Raw genomic sequence first — 17114 nt, 5'->3', positions numbered from 1 at the left:
CCTATTATGTTAATTATTATGTTCATTTCCCTTTCGCAAGCTCAGTCAATCCGAAAGGCGATGTGAAGTCAATAGCGAACACTTGGCCTGAAATTGTTAATTTAAAGGCTTTTATAGGGTCTTTTTGTCTCGTGTCGGTAGCCTTGCGCGCTTGGATCATGAAGATTACTGAAAAGTGTTTTAGATTTTTTACATTGGAGTTGTTAATTAAAATCAACAAGACTAAGCTCCGGAAAAGCTCGCTCACATCGATTTTGCTGCCTGCGTAACGCTGGCGGGCGTGTCTTTGCGTCACACAACAAGCTGCGATAACAACAAGTACTACCAGGCTGCCGGGACGTCGGCGCCGAATAAACCCGTCGCTGCGGGTTTGCGATCAACTATTAAGTCGGGCCGTGTTGGCCTGGCGACTGAAGCTGTTGGGAGTTTCATATGGCAAACGCCTCCAGTACTTACAGGAAGGCTCTTGAAGGTCATCAGGCACCGAAAAAGGTGTTGGTAAAAGTCGACCGAGTCAGCAAAAAATTCGACGAAACCATTGCTGTTGACGATGTATCCCTGGAGATCTATCAAGGCGAAATCTTCGCCCTGCTCGGAGGTTCCGGCTCCGGCAAATCGACCCTTCTGCGCATGCTGGCAGGCTTTGAGCGTCCAACAGAGGGCCGTATTTTTCTCGATGGTGTAGACATCACTGATATGCCGCCCTACGAGCGGCCGATCAATATGATGTTCCAGTCATACGCGCTGTTCCCGCACATGACGGTGGCGCAGAACATCGCCTTTGGCTTGAAACAGGATCGTTTGTCCGCCAGTGATATCGACGCCCGCGTAGAGGAAATGCTGCGGTTGGTGCACATGACCCAGTACGCCAAACGCAAGCCGCATCAGTTGTCCGGTGGTCAGCGTCAGCGCGTGGCCCTGGCCCGTTCGTTGGCCAAGCGTCCGAAATTGCTGTTGCTCGACGAGCCGATGGGCGCGCTGGACAAAAAACTGCGTTCGCAGATGCAGCTCGAACTGGTACAGATCATCGAGCGCGTAGGCGTGACCTGCGTGATGGTGACTCACGACCAGGAAGAAGCCATGACCATGGCTGAGCGTATCGCCATCATGCACCTGGGCTGGATCGCGCAAATCGGCAGCCCGGTAGACATCTATGAAGCACCCGTCAGCCGTATGGTCTGTGAGTTTATCGGCAACGTGAATTCCTTTGACGGCACGGTCATAGACGACGAGGAAGGCTACGCAATCATTCACAGCCCGGAATTGGAGCGCAAGATCTACGTCGGCCATGGGGTGACAACGTCACTGCAGGACAAGTCGATTACCTACGCCATCCGCCCGGAAAAAATGCTGGTCAGTACTATCAAGCCCGAGTCCGCCTATAACTGGTCGCAGGGCAAGGTGCATGACATCGCCTACCTCGGCGGGCACTCGGTATTTTATGTGGAGTTGCCTGGCGGCAAGATTGTCCAGTCGTTCATGGCCAATGCCGAACGCCGTGGCGCACGCCCGACCTGGGACGACGAAGTCTACGTCTGGTGGGAAGACGACAGCGGCGTGGTACTGCGCTCATGAACATGCGAAAACTCAAACGCCGACTGCAACGAATAACCCCCGGTGGCCGTCAAGTGGTCATCGGGATTCCATTCCTGTGGCTGTTTCTGTTCTTCATGCTGCCGTTCTTTATCGTTCTGAAGATCAGTTTTGCTGAGGCTGACGTCGCCATTCCGCCGTACACCGAGATCTACGGCTACGTTGATCAAAAAATCCAGATGCTGCTGAACCTGGGCAACTACGCCATGCTGGGCGACGACGAGTTGTACCTCGCCGCCTACCTGGGGTCGTTGAAGATGGCCTTCTTCAGCACACTGCTGTGCTTGCTGATCGGTTATCCGATGGCCTATGCCATCGCCAATGCGCGCAAAGAGATGCAGACCGTGCTGGTGCTGCTGATCATGATGCCGACCTGGACCGCGATCCTGATCCGCGTGTATGCCTGGATGGGCATCCTCAGCAACAACGGTCTGCTTAACGGTTTCCTGATGTCGATGGGCTGGATCAGCGAGCCGCTGCAGATTCTCAACACCAATATCGCGGTGTATATCGGCGTCGTGTATTCGTACCTGCCGTTTATGATCCTGCCGTTGTATGCCAACCTCGTAAAACACGACACCAGCCTGCTGGAAGCCGCGTCTGACCTGGGTTCGAGCACCTTCAACAGCTTCTGGAAAATCACCGTTCCGCTGTCCAAAAACGGCATTATCGCTGGCTGCATGCTGGTGTTTATCCCGGTGGTGGGCGAGTTCGTGATCCCGGAACTGCTGGGCGGGCCGGAAACCCTGATGATCGGTAAAGTGTTGTGGCAAGAATTCTTCAACAACCGTGACTGGCCGGTAGCCTCCGCGCTTGCCGTGGTGATGCTGGCGATCCTGATCGTGCCCATCATTCTGTTCAACCGCAGCCAGGCTAAAGAGCTGGAGGGCAAGATATGAATCGCTTCCGTTTTTCGAGCTTCATGCTGGTTGCAGGGCTGCTCTTTATCTACCTGCCGATGTTGATTCTGGTTATCTACTCGTTCAACGCCTCCAAGCTGGTAACGGTGTGGGGCGGCTGGTCCCTGAAGTGGTACGCGGGCTTGCTGGATAACACGCAACTGATGGGCTCGGTCATGCGTTCGCTGGAGATTGCCTGCTACACGGCGATTGCAGCGGTGGCGCTGGGTACTCTGGCGGCGTTTGTACTGACCCGCATCAGCCACTTCAAGGGTCGCACCCTGTTTGGCGGCCTGGTGACGGCGCCGCTGGTAATGCCGGAAGTGATCACCGGTCTGTCGCTGTTGCTGCTGTTCGTGGCCATGGCGCAGATGATTGGCTGGCCGCAAGAACGCGGTATCGTCACCATCTGGATCGCCCACACCACGTTCTGCTCGGCCTATGTGGCCGTGGTGGTGTCGTCGCGACTGCGTGAGCTGGACCTGTCGATCGAAGAAGCAGCCATGGACCTGGGGGCCAAACCGTGGAAAGTGTTCTTTTTGATCACCATCCCAATGATCGCGCCGTCACTGGCTGCGGGCGGCATGATGTCGTTCGCCCTGTCGCTGGACGACCTGGTATTGGCCAGCTTCGTGTCGGGACCGGGGTCCACGACCCTGCCGATGGAAGTGTTTTCGGCGGTGCGTCTGGGGGTTAAACCCGAGATCAATGCCGTGGCCAGCCTGATTCTACTGGCGGTGTCGCTGATGACCTTTATGGTGTGGTTCTTCAGCCGCCGCGCTGAAGAGCACCGTAAAAAAGCCATTCAGCAAGCCATCGACGAGTCGACGGCCGAGTCCTGGAAGCAGCCTGACGTGCGTCGGCCGCAGCCTACAAACGCGGTTTAAGCTCAGTTCATAAAAAACCTCGCCTCCTGTGAAAGGGCGGCGAGGTTTTTTATGGGGTCAGGAAACACAGCAATTTTTTGTCGCCGCTGCCACAGGCTGCGATGGAGTGCGCAGCAGTCCCTCAGAAGAACCTGCGGTCCTTATCGCAGCCTGCGGCAGTGGCTACAAAATCACCTTGTTGTTCAAGGACAGTTCTTTGGGGAAATACCGACTGGGCACCTCGCCCAATACCCTGCGAAAAACACTGGTGAAGGCACTTGGGCTGCTATAGCCCAGATCGGTCGCCACTCGCGTGATCGGCTCTGCGTTACCCAAACGCACCACCGCGGCCAACAGGCATGCCTGCTGGCGCCACTCAACAAAGCTGATGCCGGTCTGTTGGCGAAACAGTCGGGTGAATGTGCGGCGGCTCATGCCAACCTGGCGGCTCATATCATCAATCCCGATATCCAGTGACGGCTGCGCCAGCAGGTTGCGGCAAGCCTCTGCCAGCCGTGGCTCGGTTGGAAGTGGCGCATTGAGTGACAGGGGCGACATTTCGGCAATCTCGTGAAGCAGCAAGCTCATCACCAGACCTTCCCGCTGGGCCTCGTCATACAGCGCCGGAATATCCATGGCCTGGATCAACAACTGGCGAAGCAATGCCGACACGTCGAAGACCTGGCAGTGCTCGGTCAGGCCAAGTCGGCTGGCAACGGGATTGCGGATGTAAGTGTTAAGCATGGTCACCGGCCCGGCCATGCTCATCTCGTGAGGTACTCCCGCGGGAACCCAGATAGCCCTTTGTGGCGGCACCACCCAGTTGCCCTGGCTGGTGAACACCGTGATCACACCGCAAGCTGCATAGGCAAATTGCCCGCGCTGATGGGTATGCAGGGCAAAGTGCTGCCCGTCGCGATAGTTATTGGCCGTGACTACCGCGTCGCGGGGGATATTTTCGTAGGTGTCTATGTCAGTTTCGCGCATGGCCCGAATTTAATGATCTATGACCTGATAGTGCAAGCGGGCCGATGCTGAAATTGTTCATAGTGTTGTTCTGGTTGGCGCATACAGCCGTCAGCCCTGCCTTGCGGAATTAGCACACTATGCAAAAGAAACACCTGATTTTAGCTGTACTGGTGACAGCGATCTGGGGCCTGAACTTCCCCATTACCAAGCTGGGCCTGGCGGCGATTGATCCACTGCTGCTGACGGCGCTTCGATTCACCCTCGCGGCACTGCCGTGGGTGTTTTTCGTCAAGCGCCCCCCGATCGCCATTAAGTGGCTGGCTGCTTATGGGCTGATTTTCGGGGTTGCGATGTGGGCGCTGATCAACCTTGGCATCGAAGCGGGTGTGCCGCCCGGAACCGCCGCGCTGCTGATCCAGTTCAGTGCTTTTTTCACCATGGGCTGGGGCGTGTTGCTGTTTCGCGAACACCTGAGCCTTGGGCAAATGCTCGGAATCGGGCTGGCAGTGCTGGGCCTGGCCAGCATTATCCTCGCCAGCCCCGGTCATGGCACGACCGTAGGCTATGGCTTGTTACTGGTCAGTGCATTCAGTTGGAGTGTCGGCAACGTCATCATCAAACAGTCAAAAGTGCGGGAAATGTTCGCCTTTGTGGTCTGGGCCAGCCTGTTTGCGCCGATCCCCTTGTTGCTGCTCACCTGGCTTGCGCATGGGCCTGCGCCGTTTACCGCACTGCTCACGCACTTTGAGTGGGTGGCGCTGCTCTCGCTGTTGTTTCAGGTCTACGCGGCGACGCATTTTTGTTATTGGGGCTGGAATTTATTGCTGCGTGAGTACCCGGTGTCGAGGGTCGCACCGCTGTCCTTGCTGATTCCGGTGTTCGGGATCGCAGGTTCGATGCTGATGCTGGGGCATCAGATTGATTTCAATGAAGGGGTATCGATTGTGCTGATTCTTTCGTCGCTGGCTGTGGGGTTGATTAAAGGGCGGCGGGGTGTGCGTCTGGCGCGACCTGACGGGGCCGTGTGACTTCAACTGGAGGAGCGAGCCAGCTCGCGAAGGTCTTAAGAACATCGCGATTATCCTGTAGGCACACGGTATCGTTAGCGGCCTTCGCGAGCGGACTCGCTTCCACAGCGCCAGCGCTCGCGTAAGGTTATTCGTATTCATGGAGGATTTAATTGATGGCTCGCGTGGGTTTGGTACTGACACCTGGTTTTGCAGATTGGGAATACGCATTTATTGCAGGAACCGCATTTCCGTTTTACGGGATCGAAGTCAGGTTTTTCGCGCCTGTAACGGGACAGTTCTGCTCGCAGGGTGGATTGGTTGTCACGGTGGATAGCAGCTTGCAGCAGTGCCTTGACTGGAAGCCAGACGTTGTCGTCGTGATTGGTGGGATGATCTGGGAGCGTGCGGATGCACCGGATATACGTGGCTTCCTGGATACCAGTCGTTCAAATGGAGCGGCAATTGCCGGGATCTGTGGAGGGACACTTGCGCTTGCAAGGGCGGGTCTTCTGGACAAGGTTGCGCATACCTCAAACAGTGCTGACTTCCTGCTGCAGAATGCCTTGGGTTATCAGGGCGCTTCGCTTTATCAAAGTAGCCAAGGCGCTGTAGTTAGCGAGCGCATCATCACTGCTCCAGGTCCAGCTCCTGTCAGCTTTACCTGCGCTGTGTTCGAAGCGGCGGGGCTGTCTACTGAGATTGTTTCCCAGTTCAGGGCCTTATTGGCGGCAGAGCATGGATAACTGTTTCGTCTTAGAAAAAGCATTTCAAAAAATAGTCGCGCAATATTTAGGATGCAAAATGGGATACAGCAACGGTTAGAGCGCATAAAGCATATTTTGCCCTGTGTGGGGCTCAGCGCCTCGGTTCTGCTGGATTTCAGGCACGAAAAAAGACGTCTGTGGACGTCTTTAGATGTTGAGCCGGGGTCATTTGAACTGGCATGTAAAATACCTGTATTTATTGGGTTTTCTAATTTTTGTAAATATTAGGGATACAGCAGGGGATACAAGCCGTTGGTTGCTTCGCCTTTTTTAAGGGGGCTGATTGGCTGTCCACGTGACGCCGTAGTGCCTGCTTTAATCTCCCTTAAGCGATTACGTAAATACTTTGTTTGATCGTTTTGGACTGGACTCAAGCCTTAGAGAAGGAGCCTCTGCGTATGAAAATTACGGATATTGTCCATAACTACTCTGATGGGAGCTCACGGCTGGTCTGCGGCCTGTGTCGGGTGAGGGCCTTTATTAGTGAATCAGGAGCAGTAGTCCTACTGACTGATTTGGACGAAAAAAATGATGGCCAGTCAGTCACGAATGCAGTCGAGCGCATTATCAAGTCCCTGCAGGAGATGGGTGTTGTTATAGGTCCGGCTACCTATTTGGAGCACTACGAACAAGACGATCCTCGGTGCGATAGCTTCGACATTGTGACAATTGAGTCTCGAGGCGGCACTCAGTGGAAAACTATCAGTCGTGAAGAGGCATTAGTGCTGATGGGTTGTTCGCCTAGCGAGTTGGATGATCGTAGCTGGCAAAACGGGCGAATTGTGGCTCAAGCAGATCGACTACGGTTTTCAAGAAACCCATTTGTGGACTCTCACTACCTGGAGAGTCACGCAGTAGTTAAGCGTCGTTTGGAAATTGCTGATGCAAAGATCTCAAAGTCAGAGGTTGAGGCACTGATCAGTGAAGGTGCTGGGGAGCGGGACATTCAAGGTCTTCTGAAAAGAGACCTCTCAATATTTGGCGAGGCCTATGCCAAGCCTGATGACGAGTACATCTGTTTTTCAGAGTTTCCCTTAGGAGATGGATTCGTTGACTTCGTGGTGCTTACCGGCCGATCACGCATGGACGTAATTCTGATCGAGATAAAGGGCGCCGATTTCAACCTACTCAATGCCGATCACTACAAAGAGTTTAATCACAAGATCAACCAAGCAGCTGGTCAACTGAGAAGCCGGTTAGGTCAAATCTATCGGGATATTTCACCTTTTAGAGATCACGTCCATTGCTTAAGAGCCCGGGCTGAACGAGGAGAAAAAATCCATAACGCTTTTCTAGGTCCCCACCACAGGCTTGAGGTCGACCCTCAGAAGGACATCAACATTCGAACTGTTCTGATAGGAGGGCGAACAGTTGATGACCGAACAGAAAGCACTAAAAGGCACGACTACGAGCGCACCTTCACGCCTCAAATCAGAATCGAGTCTTGGGATACTTGGTTGCGTAGGCTTCAGCGCACTTGACCCTCTATGTAATCAAATTTCGATACCGAATGGTGCTGGGGCCCCTGAGGATTTTCTATGCATACGGGGCAGGAAACCCGCGGGATCACATTAGTGGAAGGGTTCACAGCTTAGTGAACGGGTGAACTGGGTTAACTGCAGTTCACCTGTGCATTTGCACTAAGAATAGGGTGATGCCAGGAGCCCCTAAAGGTTTTTATCGGTAAGGTGAATGGATGCGAATAAAAGGGGGAGGGCAGACCGGATCTACAGTGATCCACTGGCTATGTTGCTGATAGTGAACACCTAGCTGAGTCAACTGGGTAAACCAGTCAACTATGGTCAACTAACTCTGGAACCCAGCCACTAACGATTTCGTGCGGGTTTACTGCCCCGCACTTATGGGGATTCTCCAGGGGCCCTGCAAGATTTCTACCCCGTGCTTCTAAGTATCAGGGCGGCACTCAACGTTGAGGGCAGAGCCTGATTTTTGTCGCTGGGGGTATTTCGGAGAATGGGGATCGGGGTGTATTCCCGTAATGGTAAAAAAAGGTGTATCAGGTGTATCAGGTGTAACGGATGAGGGATCGCACTCTAACTGCCTGAAAATATTGATCTTTTTCTGTTACATGTTTTTTTATCGATACCAAGTGTCGAATGTAACAGGGCTGGTGGGTGTAACGCTGAGTCAGGAGTGAAAAATTAACACTTCAGGCAGATTTTCAAGAGTATGGTCATTCTTAGAATTTAGGAAACCTCAAGCTGGAAAATTACCGTCAAAGATTATTAATCGCTCTTGACGTAGAATCCTCCTAGATGAAAGCAAGGGAAGATTAACGATAAGTAGGTGAGTGTACAGAGCTCTGGAGAGTTACCGCGCACCCCTTTAGGGACTAAAAGCCCTTATCCGACATGGTTTTTAATTCCTGCTTCTTGGTTAAAAAACGCCCACATTTTAAGCAATTTGACTCTGCAGAGATCACCGCCTTGAGTATCCGGTTTACTAAAGAAGGTCCAGAATTTCCCGAGCAACTGGTTGATGCGCTGCTTGCCGGTGAGGTGGTTTTTCTGTGCGGTGCAGGTGTTAGTGCCCCGCAACTTCCCGATTTCAAAAAATTGGTAGAGCAATGCTTCATAAAGCTCGGAATGGTAAGGAGCGCATCCGAGGAGCAGTCATTTAAAGATGGGCGTTACGAAGAGGTGCTCGGCTCTCTTAGCCGTCGGATCGTAGATCCAGCGGATATGACCAAGACCGTAGTGGAGTTGTTAAAAACTCCGGAAGAAGCCGATCTCGCTCACCATCGCACCATTTTGCGCTTATCACGCAACCTCGATAATCGCCCGGTAATTGTAACCACCAATTTCGATACGATGCTTGAGAGAGCACTTCTCGCCTCTGCGACCACGGATCAGGCACGGCAGCTAAGTTTTGCGGGGCAGGATCTACCAACGCCTGGTAGTGCCAGTTTTGGAGGTATTATCCATCTCCATGGGCGTGCATCAGATGAACAGATTGATCTAGAGGAGACGCCGCTTGTTGTAACCAGTGCAGACTATGGGGATGCCTACATGCGCTCAGGGTGGGCTTCCCGTTTTCTGTTTGACTTATGTCGGTGCAAGATCATAGTGCTAGTTGGCTACAGTGCCGGCGATGCACCAGTCCGTTATTTCCTCAATGTTCTTGAAGCTGATCGACAGAGGTTTCCTGACTTACGTGTCGTTTACGCGCTAGATTCGGTCAATGTACGAGAGGAGCCTGATGCGCGTTGGAGTGCTCTTGCTGTTCTGCCGATTGTGTATGAAGTTATTACCGATCCCATAAGTGGCAAGCGAGACCACAGTGCATTATGGCGTGACCTAGATCAGCTTGCAGATCTTATAGAGCGTCCAAGAATTACCAGTCGAGCTTGGGCTCGGACGATTCTGTGTAAAAAATTCTCTGAAGCTCAACCGTCCGAGCTTGATGGTATCTTGTGGCTCCTGCGGGGGAGCCGCGACGTATGGTCGGTTGCAATCTCCACGATTGAGGATGTCTCTTGGTTGGATTTTTTTGTTGAACGAAGTATTTGGACGAACGAAGATGCTGCTTGGATTTTCGCAGCATGGTTAGCCCGTGATCTGCAGTCAACTGCACGATTTGGCGTAGCGGTTGTTTGGCTGAAACGTCTTGGGAAACCCTTCTCTGAATCTGTTTCTCGCCATGTTCGCCAAGCTAAGGATTTGCCAGAGTTTTGGCTGAGAGCCTGGCGTCAGTTATCAAATTGCCCTCCATCGTTAGATTGGAGTTTGGAGGAGCAGCCTTTCGCCATACAGGAGAGACTTCTTGGTCGAGTGGTTCTCAATGCTGACCTCTATAAGGCTGTAGGTGTACTCACACCGATCCCTGAACTAACCCTGCGCAGAGGGGTGGCAAATATCTCACCCTCCCGACTATCCGACTTAATCGGTGTGAGTTGGTTGGTACAAGCCCAAGGTGAAATTCCAGATTTGATCGATGCGCTTGTAGCGATCGAGCAACCGAACAACATTATGGCTATTGCCACGGCGAAGCTTCAAGAAGTTATATGTACATCGGTTGATTTTGATTTGATTGATGAGGAGTACGATAGTAATGACTTTTCAGTTCCATCTATTGAGCCGCATGCTCAAAATGAACACCATGAAGGTTTAATATTTTTAACTCAGTTGCTTGCACGTCTACTTTCTAGCAGCGCCAAAGTTGATAAGAAAACAAGCCAATCTTTAGCAACGTCTTGGCGTGGTTTTTCAGGCTTTCTAGGAATTCGGTTGTGGTTGCACGCGCTACGTAATAAAGCACTTTTCTCGGGTGATGAGGCAATCACTGGTGTAGCCGAGATGCCTATTAATGCTTTTTGGCATATACAGCGTGAGCTCGCTCTTGTATTGCGTGAGCGTTCGAAAGATGCAAATATAGAACTTGTTTTTCAAGTTGAAAAAAGAGTTCTAACTGAGGCCGATACTTACTTTAGTCGATATGATATCGAAGAAGGACAAGTTGATTGGCGTGACCATGCCTCTGATACCGAGATATGGATGCGACTTAGTATGCTCGAAGAAGCAGGAACTTTGTCCAAGGCTGGAGTTGCAAAGCTCCTCACAATCAAAGGACGTCGTGAGTATCTTAATCGTAAAGTAGAAGACAAAGATCTTTTTAGATCTTACTCAACCGGAGTGCAGATGGTTGTGGGAGATGTCCAGCCGATTGTTGATGCTACAGACGACGAGCGCTTGGATGTTGTGAAATCTATTGCCCAAAGCCCTGATATAAGAAAACACCGAGGCTGGAGTGTATATTGTGGTACGGATCCTAGTGGCGCGTTTGATACCCTTAACCGAGCACCGCTTGATTTGTCGAATGCTCCGCTCTGGCGCGATCTAATCGCTTCCTTATCGTTTCGGCAGGATCAGCCCAGCGCAGTTTTAAGTGAGCTTACAATTAGTACTTTCAAGAAACTTACACTAGCTTCTGACGAGTTTATAACACTAATAGTTAGTCGTTTGGCAGATCTCTATTTTAGTGCAGCAAGACAATCCTCGCCTGAGCTCGCGGGCTGGTGGTTACGCTTATTCGATATTGCTGTCGTTGAAGATACTCGCCAACTTGACACTAATCGTGAGCTTTTATCTGACGCCGTAAACTCGCCAGCTGGGCGTCTTATTCAAGCTGAGTTACAAGACATTTATCAGAGCCGCCAAGGTGGAGAAGTAATAGTAGCGAGTAGGCTGGGAGCGATCCGTCATGCAGCAGTCGCTCTAGGCCGGCAAGGAACTTTTGCACGTACGATTCTCATTCTAAATGCCACCTTCATTTTATCGTTGGGCTGCCATAATATTGTCCAGGATCTTAACTCTGCGCTTGATGGGGACTCCAGCGAGGCTAAGGCATTACGTGCAGTATTAGTCAGTCGGTCTGAGGAGTCTGTAGTTGTATCTTCGGCATTTAGTCGGCACATTCTTTTAGGCGTGATCGAAAATAATTGGTGGGAAGGAGGGGCTATTGGAGCAGCTGCAAAAATCTTAGCTCCGGCGCTAGCGATCATTCGACAAGACAAGGATGCTGCCCGTTGGGGTATCGATCTTGAGCAAACTGTTTCGTCGCTGCGTAGTGGCTCCCCAAAATTGCGCGAAGGTGCGGTGCAAATACTCAAACGGTGGATTTTCAAATTAGACGTTGTGCCGAGTGAGGCATGGCGGACCTGCATAGGACCTCTACTCTCAAGTGTATGGCCCAGGGATCGTGTTTTGTGTGATGGACAATTAACTGCCTATTTCGCTGAGCTGGCGATCTCATCAGCAGAGGCATTCCCTCAGGCGTTGAAGCAATTGTTACCTTACCTAACGCAGGTAGATGGGCGCTTCAGTCTTTATAGTATCGAGAAATCTGGCTTGCCTGAGAGCTTTCCTCAGGAAACGCTGACCCTACTATGGCGGCTCTTTGGTCCTGGTATTGCTGGTGGATATGAGTTACCCAAAATCCTTGGACGTATGGTAAAAGCAGAACCCACTATTGAATTGGATCGCCGTTTTCAATGGCTTGATCAAAATGCGTTACGTTTTGAGTAGAGGCCTCGTGCCAGAGGCTTTTTTGCGGTTTGGATTTGCTTATAGTGTTATTTAATATAAGTTTTCAGGCTAGGAATTATGAAAGCCAGGGCTAGGTGGGGTGATGAAGAATAAAATATTAATGGTGACGTCTAGCCATGACTTGACTTGTGATTATTTAACGATCTTGTATCGAGGTGTGTCGTTTTTTAGGTTGGATTTTGATAAGTTTTCAACATACGCTATAGAACTTAATGGGGGTGGTTTTCGAATTGAGTCAGACGAAGGGGCAATAGACTCTAGTACTTGCCGTTCAATTTACTATCGCAAGCCGATGGTTGAAGACCTGAGTGAGGTTTTTGAGGAAAAATATCATTCTTTTGTTCATAAAGAAGCTTATTCACTAGTGGAGGGTATAGCTGAGTCTTTTGAAGGCCGCTGTCTTACACGCCCGTCAATAATGAGAAGAGCAAATAATAAAGCGGTACAATTGATTCTCGCTAAAGAAACTGGCTTTAAGCTACCGCTATCCTCGATTACTAACTGCTCCTCTAATATATTGAACTTAGGTCATGGGGATAAAATAGTGAAGCCTGTCGCTGTTGGGGTTGTAGTCAGTGAGGGGGTAAAGGAATTTGTGCAAACTAATATGCTTGATGAGTTGGTGTCGACAGAGAAGTTAAAATATTCTCCGGCCTATTTTCAGGAGTACATTAATAAAGACTATGAGGTCCGATCGACTTTTGTTAATGGAGTGGCGTTTACAGTAAAAATCATATCTGAAAATAAAGTTGATTGGAGGAAGAGTAATAACAAAGTGAGCTATGAGGAAGTGCAGCTTCCAAGTGTGATTTATAGTAAGTGTGTGTTGTTTATGAAGAAGCTTGATATGTCATTTGGTTGTTTTGATTTTATAGTTAGTGGTGGTGAGTACTATTTTCTTGAGATGAATGCCAATGGGCAATGGGCATGGTTGGAGAGAGAAGTTGGCGTGAGGATATCAAGAGAGATCGTGGGGTACTTAAGTGAGTAGATATTTTGCTGCGTGTCTAGCGTTGCTTTGTAGGCTTCTAAATTGGTCTCCTTTGTTTCATGTTTCTTGTGATAGTAGTTATGGGGCATATGTTGCAAATTTCAAGGTGAGATTTTCATTTCTAGCATTGTCGATAGGGTTGTATAAATTTTATTTTTTGACTTATTGTGATGGGAGGTTTTCACCATATTTTGTTTTGAGTTTTGGTTCGGTAATGCCCTATCCATCGCTTCAGCTAGTGGACCAAAAAGCCGGTAGCTATTCCTCAGATATGCAGATTACGAATCGCTCTGAAGACGATCTGAAAGTCCAGTATGAATTTCTTAAAGAAGCCTACAATAATGCTTGCTCAGTTAAATCGTCTATGCTGGCTAAGGTTTCGTCCCACGCTTCTGCATATTTTGTACTGGCGGGTTTCTACGCGTATGTGTTTAACGAGCTTTGGAAGCTTGATGGTTGGCAAAAAGATTTCTCTGTTGTATTTATTTCTATTGGTGCTTTGTTTTTGCTAACTGCAGGGGTTTTTACATTTTCATTTCTGCAGGTTTCTGGTGGCGTAAGGGCTAGATTCCACGATATAAGGGCTCTGAATGGTTCAACAACTCTTTCTCAAGCTAAGCATGCATACATTAATTGGTTTGCGTCTAAGTCTGAAAATTTGGTTCTTGCTTCTAAGATAAAAAATATTGAGTTGAACGTTGTTGTTGCGTTTTTGTTGATTGTGGTGCTGTGGCTTTTTGTGTTTTTCTCAGGTGCTGATTCGGGACTTAAAGGTGGATTGCAATATGAGTCTGATTTGGAACTTCAAATTCTTAATGGCGACGGAGTTCTGGATAAAGAGGAGCTGAGTAGGCTTTTCGATATTGTTAATAGCTCCGATACTCGCTCTGCGGATCAGTATATTGTATTGAGTAGTAATTCTGCTGATGCGGAAATTTATTCTGGTGTGGTAGGGATGATTAAACTAGTTGTTGGAAGCTCTAAGGTGTCAGAGCTCCGCCTTTCAAGTTCTTCAGGTTTTAAAGATAGAATTGTTATTAAGATAAAAAAGGAAGGGTGAAATGAAACCATATGTATTGAATTATAGTGAGTCGGTGGTGATTTCGTCAGCATGTATTTTCAAGCAGATGGCTGATAGTACTTTGATGACTAACGTAGTTGAGTCGAGTGACCCTGATGAGATATGCGCTGATTCGACTTTGGTCACTAGAACGCTTGAGTCGGATGATAGTGATGAGGTTTTTTTTGGTGCTACTATAATAACAAAGACGCTTGAGTCAACAGACGATGATGAGCTGGCTTCTATGTTTTTTATAGGCTCGAAGAATTTTAGCACCGTTATAACAGAGACTATAGAATCATCCGATCCTGATGAAATCCTTTACTAGCTTTATAATTCATGAGGATGAGCTTTTAAACTTGATAGCAGTTTTGGTTTAGGAGGTACACTGGCTAATGAAGAAAGCAGCCCGCACGCGCGGGCTACTTAAAGTGATTAAGCTGTAAGTAGATCCTTTAAGGAAATCTCACGAGCAGCAGCCGATAGATCGGATCGGTTCAGCCTCGAAAGGAATGGGCCGAACCGTGGGACTTCCAGGCCAGAAAGAGAATCCCCCATCCCACCCTGCTGATAACAAACGGCCATGACTTTGGCTCCCACAGAGGCTAGCTGCTTGGCAGCTTCATTCCACTCTTCATCTAATGCCAATGCAATTGCGCTCAAAGCATTTCTCTTAGCTTCATTTTCGAGCTGACGGGCATTAAACATTTGAGTCTCGATGGTGGCGAGCTCAGACTGCAGAGCGCTAATAATGAGTTCTTGTCTCCTTACGTTCTCATCCGTTATCGCAAGCTGTTTGGCCGCTATCAGGATGTCGTGGGTAGCTGCTTTTTCAGCTTTGCTATCACCGCTGGCAAGGCTACGAGCATAGCGACTTGCTGCATCTCGCTCGTCTTGCTGTGCTTTTTCCAAAGCCTGCTTAGCTTCAGATTGTATGGTTTGAAGACGTGCACTCAGGTTCGCTTGAGTACGCTCCAATCCTTTGACCTCGGCGGCAGCTTCGGACATGGCCTTGAGCGATTCACTTTTGGTTTGATCAACTTTTGACAGGCGCTCCAGATGCGCCATTTTGCTTTCAAGTAACTTCAGCTCGCCAGGGATGGCGCGCAAGCGTGCGTTCGCTTCCGACGACCTATCCATAGCTGCTCTTCCTTCAGGAGTTCCTATCTCATTGCCATATTGGTTGAAATTGCTCGGGGCATTCCTCCAAGCAGCTTCCAGCTGTGGAAGGCTATTTTCAATAGCAATACTTTCGGCGGTGAGAGCTGCATGTTGTTGTTTCAAGTCTTTCATAGTCAGTTCCTAAAATGAGTTCGGTTATTTTTGTCTGGCTGGCTAGGCCGACAATTAGCCGGCGCTACCTCGTCAATGTGGGTAGCGTCTTATGCGACTAGCGCGTCACGTTCACCTTGGTTTGGAACAGCAACAACGACGTAGCAGCGTTGCAGACCTAGCCCTGGTAGGCGAACAGCAGTCGACGCTTTTCCATCCTTACCTGGCTCTAGGACGCCGCGACGCAGCAGCTCCTTGTTCACGGCATTGATATTCATGCCTTTGAACACTTCAGAGCGCCAAGCCTCGGGTAGTACGTAGTAGGTGGTTGTGGTGTGTAACGTATCGCCCATGGGCGCATCAAAGATGCGGGAGGCTCGGTGAATGTAAAGCTCAACCAATTCAGTCGAAGTCATTGAGCACCCCCGATTGTTTCCAAGGCGCGGGCTTTGCTCATGTGTTTGTTGTAGCGGGATAGTCGGGTTCGAAGGCTGGAGTTTGCGTGTAAAGCGGCGAGAGCCATTGCTCGATGAGCAGCGGCACGATTTTTGGACGGATTGAGGGCATGATTCATGCGGTGAGGCTCCTAACGTTGAGGAACCGCCACTACTTGCTGCAAAACAAGATTGGGTGGCGGCTGTGCGCAGGTTTGCAGACCGGGACGTTAGGCACCCGGCGCGCTCGAAAGCGCCCCACGCACAGCCACCATAAAACGAAGTTGCAGGCATGAAAAAAGCGCCAGCTTTCGGAACGGTGGCGCTTATGCGCCTAACGATGTTCGGGCTGCAAAACCCGGTCGCTGATTTTGCAGCGACGGCAAAAGAGTACCGTCCTGATTTCAAAAGTGCAACCGTGCAGATGTCTTGCGATTTTTTTTGAAGCGGCATAAATTTAAAAGGCATACGAACACACCTCTAACGCCTCCGGTTGCAGCCGGGGGCGTTTTCGTTAGGGCTTAATGGCTGTGTGGCGTGTCAGAGACAACCAGCTCAGATGCTGACCTTTGCGAGACTCTGAGCGCATGTGCTCTAGGGCTACGGGGTTTGCTAGCAAGTTGGGAATGAGCTGTTGTGCATCCTTGATCAGCACCCCCGGTGGCACCTCGACAGCCAGCATCACCCAATCCAACGATGGCCAGGCCAAGAGCAGCACATGTGCACCTTCTTCAATTGCCCGATCACGCAGAGCGCGTAAGCGATCCCGACCTATTGCGACCTTAGGCAAGGCGCTCTCAAGAACGCCCACGGCGTCGAGGGTGGTGTGCGGCAGGAATACAGGCGTCATGCGGCCACCTGATCGCGAGCTTCGATACGGCTGCGTGCCCAGGCTTGAACTTCAGCAAGAACCCAAGCAACTGGCGCACCACGTGCGGTGCTCGTACTGAGCTTCACCGGCTGAGGGAAGCCGCAATCAGAGCGTTGCATCAGTTTGTAGATGGTGGATCGCTTCATGCCGACGATGGTTTCGACTTCGCGCATTCGAATCAGCGTTGAGGCAGGATCAAAAAGGATGGGGGTATGTGTCGTAGTTTTGCTGGGAAGGGTGGTTACATTGATGTTCATAGGCACTGCTCTCGCTTGATTTGGACTGGCGAGAGCAATGTTCTAGAGATTCAGATGGTGTGA

Annotated in this window: 16 protein-coding genes and 1 pseudogene; 11 read left to right on the top strand and 6 right to left on the bottom strand. The window is 50.2% G+C overall.

Annotated features, from left to right (window positions below; all coding sequences use genetic code 11):
- Positions 1–22: 22 nt before the first annotated feature.
- The gene (locus V6L79_RS24305) at positions 23–295 is read right to left on the bottom strand and encodes a hypothetical protein (protein ID WP_338579616.1); all 273 of its coding nucleotides are present in this window, start codon (positions 293–295) and stop codon (positions 23–25) included.
- Between the two features lie 137 nt (positions 296–432).
- On the opposite strand from V6L79_RS24305, the gene V6L79_RS24300 reads away from it, so the two are divergent.
- Genes V6L79_RS24300 through V6L79_RS24290 form a run of 3 tightly spaced genes read left to right on the top strand, consistent with a single transcriptional unit; the run spans position 433 to position 3379 of the window.
- The gene (locus V6L79_RS24300) at positions 433–1575 is read left to right on the top strand and encodes a polyamine ABC transporter ATP-binding protein (protein WP_338579615.1); all 1143 of its coding nucleotides are present in this window, start codon (positions 433–435) and stop codon (positions 1573–1575) included.
- The gene (locus V6L79_RS24295) at positions 1572–2492 is read left to right on the top strand and encodes an ABC transporter permease subunit (RefSeq protein WP_321838296.1); all 921 of its coding nucleotides are present in this window, start codon (positions 1572–1574) and stop codon (positions 2490–2492) included. Before V6L79_RS24300 ends, V6L79_RS24295 begins: the two co-directional genes overlap by 4 nt.
- Positions 2489–3379, top strand: coding sequence for an ABC transporter permease subunit (locus V6L79_RS24290; RefSeq protein WP_338579614.1), 891 nt, complete (start codon positions 2489–2491; stop codon positions 3377–3379). The genes V6L79_RS24295 and V6L79_RS24290 overlap by 4 nt, the downstream gene beginning before the upstream one ends.
- 162 nt (positions 3380–3541) lie before the next feature.
- Here V6L79_RS24290 and V6L79_RS24285 read toward each other — a convergent pair whose 3' ends face one another.
- Positions 3542–4345, bottom strand: coding sequence for a helix-turn-helix transcriptional regulator (locus tag V6L79_RS24285; protein ID WP_321838294.1), 804 nt, complete (start codon positions 4343–4345; stop codon positions 3542–3544).
- Between the two features lie 119 nt (positions 4346–4464).
- Here V6L79_RS24285 and V6L79_RS24280 point away from each other — a divergent pair, with 119 nt between their 5' ends.
- From V6L79_RS24280 to V6L79_RS24250, 7 genes are all read left to right on the top strand, one after another.
- Positions 4465–5355: an EamA family transporter gene (locus V6L79_RS24280; RefSeq protein WP_338579613.1), complete on the top strand. Its 891-nt coding sequence runs from the start codon at positions 4465–4467 to the stop codon at positions 5353–5355.
- Between the two features lie 155 nt (positions 5356–5510).
- The gene (locus V6L79_RS24275) at positions 5511–6080 is read left to right on the top strand and encodes a DJ-1/PfpI family protein (RefSeq protein WP_338580347.1); all 570 of its coding nucleotides are present in this window, start codon (positions 5511–5513) and stop codon (positions 6078–6080) included.
- A 419-nt stretch (positions 6081–6499) separates the two neighbouring features.
- Positions 6500–7582 (top strand): Shedu immune nuclease family protein, encoded by a 1083-nt coding sequence (locus V6L79_RS24270; RefSeq protein WP_338579612.1) that lies wholly within the window; start codon positions 6500–6502, stop codon positions 7580–7582.
- Between the two features lie 891 nt (positions 7583–8473).
- A complete protein-coding gene (locus tag V6L79_RS24265; protein ID WP_338579611.1) occupies positions 8474–12145 on the top strand; it encodes an SIR2 family protein in 3672 nt (1223 codons plus the stop codon).
- Positions 12146–12248: 103 nt separating this feature from the next.
- Positions 12249–13157, top strand: a complete 909-nt coding sequence (locus tag V6L79_RS24260) for an MvdC/MvdD family ATP grasp protein (protein WP_338579610.1) — start codon at positions 12249–12251, stop codon at positions 13155–13157.
- Between the two features lie 214 nt (positions 13158–13371).
- On the top strand, positions 13372–14217 hold the full coding sequence (locus tag V6L79_RS24255; protein WP_338579609.1) for a hypothetical protein: 846 nt from the start codon (positions 13372–13374) through the stop codon (positions 14215–14217).
- A 1-nt stretch (position 14218) separates the two neighbouring features.
- A complete protein-coding gene (locus tag V6L79_RS24250; RefSeq protein WP_338579608.1) occupies positions 14219–14545 on the top strand; it encodes a hypothetical protein in 327 nt (108 codons plus the stop codon).
- A 107-nt stretch (positions 14546–14652) separates the two neighbouring features.
- Here V6L79_RS24250 and V6L79_RS24245 read toward each other — a convergent pair whose 3' ends face one another.
- Both V6L79_RS24245 and V6L79_RS24240 read right to left on the bottom strand, forming a co-directional pair.
- A complete protein-coding gene (locus tag V6L79_RS24245) occupies positions 14653–15510 on the bottom strand; it encodes a hypothetical protein (protein ID WP_338579607.1) in 858 nt (285 codons plus the stop codon).
- Between the two features lie 89 nt (positions 15511–15599).
- Positions 15600–15842: pseudogene (locus V6L79_RS24240) on the bottom strand (hypothetical protein); the annotation flags it as partial.
- A 373-nt stretch (positions 15843–16215) separates the two neighbouring features.
- Between V6L79_RS24240 and V6L79_RS24235 the strand changes: the two are divergent.
- The gene (locus V6L79_RS24235; RefSeq protein ID WP_338579606.1) at positions 16216–16368 is read left to right on the top strand and encodes a hypothetical protein; all 153 of its coding nucleotides are present in this window, start codon (positions 16216–16218) and stop codon (positions 16366–16368) included.
- A gap of 69 nt (positions 16369–16437) precedes the next feature.
- Here the strand turns inward: V6L79_RS24235 and V6L79_RS24230 are convergent, their stop codons facing one another.
- Together V6L79_RS24230 and V6L79_RS24225 are read right to left on the bottom strand one after the other, a co-directional pair.
- Entirely contained in the window at positions 16438–16773 is a 336-nt protein-coding gene (locus V6L79_RS24230; RefSeq protein ID WP_338579605.1) for a hypothetical protein, read from the bottom strand.
- A complete protein-coding gene (locus tag V6L79_RS24225) occupies positions 16770–17051 on the bottom strand; it encodes an AlpA family phage regulatory protein (RefSeq protein WP_338579604.1) in 282 nt (93 codons plus the stop codon). The genes V6L79_RS24230 and V6L79_RS24225 overlap by 4 nt, the downstream gene beginning before the upstream one ends.
- Between the last annotated feature and the right edge of the window lie 63 nt (positions 17052–17114).

The organism is Pseudomonas sp. ML2-2023-6 (assembly GCF_037055265.1).
GTDB lineage: Bacteria > Pseudomonadota > Gammaproteobacteria > Pseudomonadales > Pseudomonadaceae > Aquipseudomonas > Aquipseudomonas kulmbachensis.
Note: the sequence above shows the minus strand (reverse complement) of the source record. Positions and strands in the feature narration are given on the sequence as shown.

Excerpts from the sequence above, each read along its gene's own strand:
- V6L79_RS24300 (WP_338579615.1), top strand. The coding sequence starts at position 433 with ATGGCAAACGCCTCCAGTACTTACAGGAAGGCTCTTGAAGGTCATCAG.
- V6L79_RS24295 (WP_321838296.1), top strand. The coding sequence starts at position 1,572 with ATGAACATGCGAAAACTCAAACGCCGACTGCAACGAATAACCCCCGGT.
- V6L79_RS24290 (WP_338579614.1), top strand. The coding sequence starts at position 2,489 with ATGAATCGCTTCCGTTTTTCGAGCTTCATGCTGGTTGCAGGGCTGCTC.
- V6L79_RS24285 (WP_321838294.1), bottom strand. The coding sequence starts at position 4,345 with ATGCGCGAAACTGACATAGACACCTACGAAAATATCCCCCGCGACGCG.
- V6L79_RS24280 (WP_338579613.1), top strand. The coding sequence starts at position 4,465 with ATGCAAAAGAAACACCTGATTTTAGCTGTACTGGTGACAGCGATCTGG.
- V6L79_RS24275 (WP_338580347.1), top strand. The coding sequence starts at position 5,511 with ATGGCTCGCGTGGGTTTGGTACTGACACCTGGTTTTGCAGATTGGGAA.
- V6L79_RS24270 (WP_338579612.1), top strand. The coding sequence starts at position 6,500 with ATGAAAATTACGGATATTGTCCATAACTACTCTGATGGGAGCTCACGG.
- V6L79_RS24265 (WP_338579611.1), top strand. The coding sequence starts at position 8,474 with ATGGTTTTTAATTCCTGCTTCTTGGTTAAAAAACGCCCACATTTTAAG.
- V6L79_RS24260 (WP_338579610.1), top strand. The coding sequence starts at position 12,249 with ATGAAGAATAAAATATTAATGGTGACGTCTAGCCATGACTTGACTTGT.
- V6L79_RS24255 (WP_338579609.1), top strand. The coding sequence starts at position 13,372 with ATGCCCTATCCATCGCTTCAGCTAGTGGACCAAAAAGCCGGTAGCTAT.
- V6L79_RS24250 (WP_338579608.1), top strand. The coding sequence starts at position 14,219 with ATGAAACCATATGTATTGAATTATAGTGAGTCGGTGGTGATTTCGTCA.
- V6L79_RS24245 (WP_338579607.1), bottom strand. The coding sequence starts at position 15,510 with ATGAAAGACTTGAAACAACAACATGCAGCTCTCACCGCCGAAAGTATT.
- V6L79_RS24235 (WP_338579606.1), top strand. The coding sequence starts at position 16,216 with ATGAAAAAAGCGCCAGCTTTCGGAACGGTGGCGCTTATGCGCCTAACG.
- V6L79_RS24230 (WP_338579605.1), bottom strand. The coding sequence starts at position 16,773 with ATGACGCCTGTATTCCTGCCGCACACCACCCTCGACGCCGTGGGCGTT.
- V6L79_RS24225 (WP_338579604.1), bottom strand. The coding sequence starts at position 17,051 with ATGAACATCAATGTAACCACCCTTCCCAGCAAAACTACGACACATACC.